The 3,610-nt window shown below is 61.2% G+C and carries 3 protein-coding genes and 1 pseudogene; 1 reads left to right on the top strand and 3 read right to left on the bottom strand.

Annotated features, from left to right (window positions below; translation table 11 throughout):
* Nucleotides 1-93 precede the first annotated feature (93 nt).
* Nucleotides 94-701 (bottom strand): annotated as a pseudogene (locus tag K288_RS49025) (IS110 family transposase); the annotation flags it as partial.
* A 163-nt stretch (nucleotides 702-864) separates the two neighbouring features.
* On the opposite strand from K288_RS49025, the gene K288_RS54455 reads away from it, so the two are divergent.
* Entirely contained in the window at nucleotides 865-1,173 is a 309-nt protein-coding gene (locus tag K288_RS54455; protein WP_201449826.1) for a hypothetical protein, read from the top strand.
* A gap of 79 nt (nucleotides 1,174-1,252) precedes the next feature.
* Here the strand turns inward: K288_RS54455 and htpG are convergent, their stop codons facing one another.
* Together htpG and K288_RS54550 are read right to left on the bottom strand one after the other, a co-directional pair.
* The gene (gene htpG, locus K288_RS0142855; protein WP_027584804.1) at nucleotides 1,253-3,127 is read right to left on the bottom strand and encodes a molecular chaperone HtpG; all 1,875 of its coding nucleotides are present in this window, start codon (nucleotides 3,125-3,127) and stop codon (nucleotides 1,253-1,255) included.
* Nucleotides 3,128-3,390: 263 nt separating this feature from the next.
* Nucleotides 3,391-3,610 (bottom strand): hypothetical protein (locus tag K288_RS54550; protein ID WP_210164447.1); only part of this gene is annotated, 220 nt, incomplete at its 5' end.

Genomic DNA, 3,610 nt, shown 5'->3' with positions numbered 1-3,610 from the left:
GCATCTCGCGATGCAGCCTGGTGAACTCGTTCCACAATGCCATCCTCGCAGCGAGCATCGCGCCAATCACCGTTTCCAGGGTCACGTGCCCCGCTCTTTGGTGATTAACGCGACGCGTTGGTCGAGATAGCGCCAGTCCTCGGACAAGTCCTGGATGAGCCGAACCACCCGAGGTGACAGGCTTTCCGAAGGTGTCGAGAAGATTTGGGGGAGCGCCAATCGGAGTGCTGCCGCTCCCTGCCGCACTGGTAGTCCTCGCTCAAGCAAAAAGCCCCGGATTTGATTGATGATCGCCGTTCTCTGCGTCACCAATCGACTGCGAACTCTGTGAAGTGCCTGTAAATCGAGTTGTTCGGCCGACTTCACTGGGACGAACGCATTGTCGGCCGCTGAACGGCCTCGGCGATCGCTTCAGCATCCCGAAAATCATTCTTGTGACCCTTGAGGTATGGCTTGACGTACTGTGCCGGCAAGAGCCGCACTTGATGGCCTAATTTCTCGAGCTTGCGACCTAGATGATGTGCGCCTGCACACGCCTCCATTCCGATCAGACAACGCGGAACATTGGCCAGCGACTGGTCAAGCTGATTTCTCGACCGCTTCTTGCGTAGCGTGATTGCGCCTGTGGCATCGAAACCAACAACATGGAATGTGTTCTTCCCGAGATCGATTCCGATCGTGACAATGTTCGTATTCGACATGGCTTGCGCTCCTGCTGCTGCCCCGCCGGGGCTCCACGTTGCCGCTGAGAGCGGGCGTGGTCCATGCCATTAACTCGTAAGGTGCAGCGGCCTTGCCCTTGCCGATGCACTCCACCTCCGGGGCATGGAAAGAATAGAGCTTCCAGCCGCGCTGGCGCTGCGAGTGGATCTGCAAGGCTCGACCAAGCGGGAGAGCGAACGCGTTTTCCAGTGCTGGCTGGTCCTCGATCTTGCGCTGCTCGAGGAGATGGGCGAGCCGCTGCTCGACGAGTTGAACCGCATCTTCAACCTCCAACCGGGTCCGACGCTCCGCCACGACGTGGCTCACGGGCCGCTGTCGGAGGGGCAGTGCTGCTCCGCCGATGTCATCTACGCCTGTTGGCTGCTCTATCGCGTGTGCTGTCTGCCACTTTTGACCCGATGGGATGAGTTCGTACGTCCCGGCCTTGCGATCGAGGAGCCGGGGCGGTAGCGCCTCCAAGGGAGCAATTTTACGTGAGGCCACGGGTCAGCATCCGGTAACAATTAAGGCGAGGCAATGCGATGGGCCGTTAGCCGAGCCCTTGCAGCACCAGCCGGTTCAGCTTCGCGGCAAACGCCGCCGGGTCTTCCGGCAATTCGCCGTCCAGAATCTGCGCCTGTTCGAGCAGCAGCAGGCTGAGGTCGTCGACCGTTGTTGAGTCGGCCTGGGCCCTGGTGATCGCCGCCACCATCGGATGGCGCAGGTTAATCTCGAGGATCGGCTTGGTGCGCATGCCGCGGTTCTGCTGCGCCAGGATGCGTTCGAGCTCGCGGCTCGGGCCCTCGGTGCTTGCAACGAGGCAGGACGCGGAGCTGGTGAGGCGGGTCGAGGCCTTGACGTCCCTGACGCGCTTGCCGAGCGAGACCTTGATCACGGCGATGGTCGAAGCCTCATCGGCGGCCGGCTCGTCCTTCCTCGCCTCGTCCTTCTCGTCGAGCCGCGGGATCAGGTCGAAATTGAGATCGCCCTGGCCCAGCGACTTCAGCGGCTTGCCGTCGAACGACATCGGCATCGAGGTCCAGAAGGCATCGACGGGATCGGTGAGCAACAGCACCTCGATGCCGCGGGCAGCCGCCGCCTCCAGGCGTGGACTGGACTTCAGCCGCTCGATGCTGTCGCCGACGAGATAATAGATTTCGGTCTGGTTCGGCTTGAAGTCGGCGACGACGTCCTTCAGCGAGCGCTTCTCGCCCGAGGTCGTCGTGAAGCGCGACAGCGCCAAGAGCTTCTCGCGGCGCTCGAAGTCCTCGTAAATGCCTTCCTTGAGGACGGCGCCGAAGGCCGCCCAGATTTTCGCAAAGTTCTCCGCGTCCTTCTCGGCGAGGCTTTCGAGCTCCGAGACGACGCGGGTGGCAACCGCTTTGCGGATCTGCGCGAGCTGCGGGTTGTTCTGCAGCATCTCGCGGGAAATGTTGAGCGGCAGGTCCTCGCTGTCGACGACGCCGCGGATGAAGCGCAAGTACCCCGGCAACAGATCGGCATCGTCGGTGATGAAGACGCGCCGGACATAAAGCTTCACCCTTCCCTTGCGCGACGGCTCGAACACGTCGAACGGTTTCGTCGACGGCGCGAACAGGAGCACGGCGTAGGAATAGCGGCCCTCGGCGCGATAGTGCAGCGTCATCGCGGGATCGTCGAAGGCGGTGGCGATCTGCTGATAGGCCTTCTTGTAGTCCTCGGCCGTTAGCTCGGATTTCGACCGCTGCCACAGCGCGCTCGCCGAATTGATCTGGCGCGGCTCGCCTTCTGCCGGCACGAGCTCGATGGGAAAGAGGATGTTGTCGGAATAGGCGGAGACGATGCGCTGGATCTCGTAGTCTTCGAGATATTTCTTCGCATCCTCCTTCAGGTGCAGCACGATCTCCGTGCCACGGCTCATGCGCGCGGCATCTTCGTCGCTCGCCCGCGCGATTTCGAAACCGGAGCCGCCCGACGAGGCCCAGGTCCAGACGTTGCTCTCGCCGGCCCTGCGGCTGATGACGAGGATCCTGTCGGCAACCATGAAGGCGGAATAGAAGCCGACGCCGAACTGGCCGATCAGGCCGAGCCCGTCCTTGGCCTCCCTCAGCTTCGCCACGAAAGCCTTGGTGCCCGAGCGGGCAATGGTGCCGAGATGGTCGATCAGCTCCTGCCGCTCCATGCCGATGCCGTTGTCGGCGATCGTGAGCGTCTGGGCCGCCTTGTTCGGAATGATGCGGATCTTGAGCGCGTCGCCCTCACCCAGCAGCGCCGGATTGGCGATCGCCTCGTAGCGGAGCTTGTCGCAGGCGTCCGAGGCGTTGGAGACGAACTCGCGCAGGAAGATATCGGTTTCCGAATAGACCGAGTGCACCATCAGGTGCAGGAGCTCGGAAACCTCGGCCTGGAAGGGCAGCGTGTGCACAGCCGTATCTGTGGTCGTCATGCGTTCACCCGGTTTATCGAAGAGGAAGAAACCCGGATATAGCGCGAGGAGCCAGAGGATCAAGGGGATGTGATGGGGCGGCCCCAATTTCGAGACGCCGCCCACCGCAACCTCCCCATCTCCTAGTCTTACTGCGTCACGAATTTCGATGGCAACTTTGACTTGAGATTGCCCTGATGCAACAAGGGGATCGAGATAGTGTCGCGACGAGAGCTGCGCTCAATCTTCGTCGGACGGTCGCAATCGAATTTGGAACGTGCCGTTCAGGCCGCAATGGCGGATCCCCTCGGCCGATAATTTTCGGGAATAGCAGTTTCCTTGAAGATTTTGGTGGAGGCTGTTGCTGAGGGGGAAATCGTTTCTCGCTCCGAGACCAGGAATCCATTAACATTACAGTTGGATTTTTCCGGAAGTTCTGAATCCATGGGCAACCATGATTCGAAGATCGTGGACGCAGGCAGCGTCGGTTGAAGAGACGCTTGC

The organism is Bradyrhizobium sp. Ai1a-2 (genome assembly GCF_000426245.1).
Taxonomy (GTDB): Bacteria; Pseudomonadota; Alphaproteobacteria; order Rhizobiales; family Xanthobacteraceae; genus Bradyrhizobium.
This window is presented reverse-complemented; position numbering and strand designations above follow the sequence as displayed.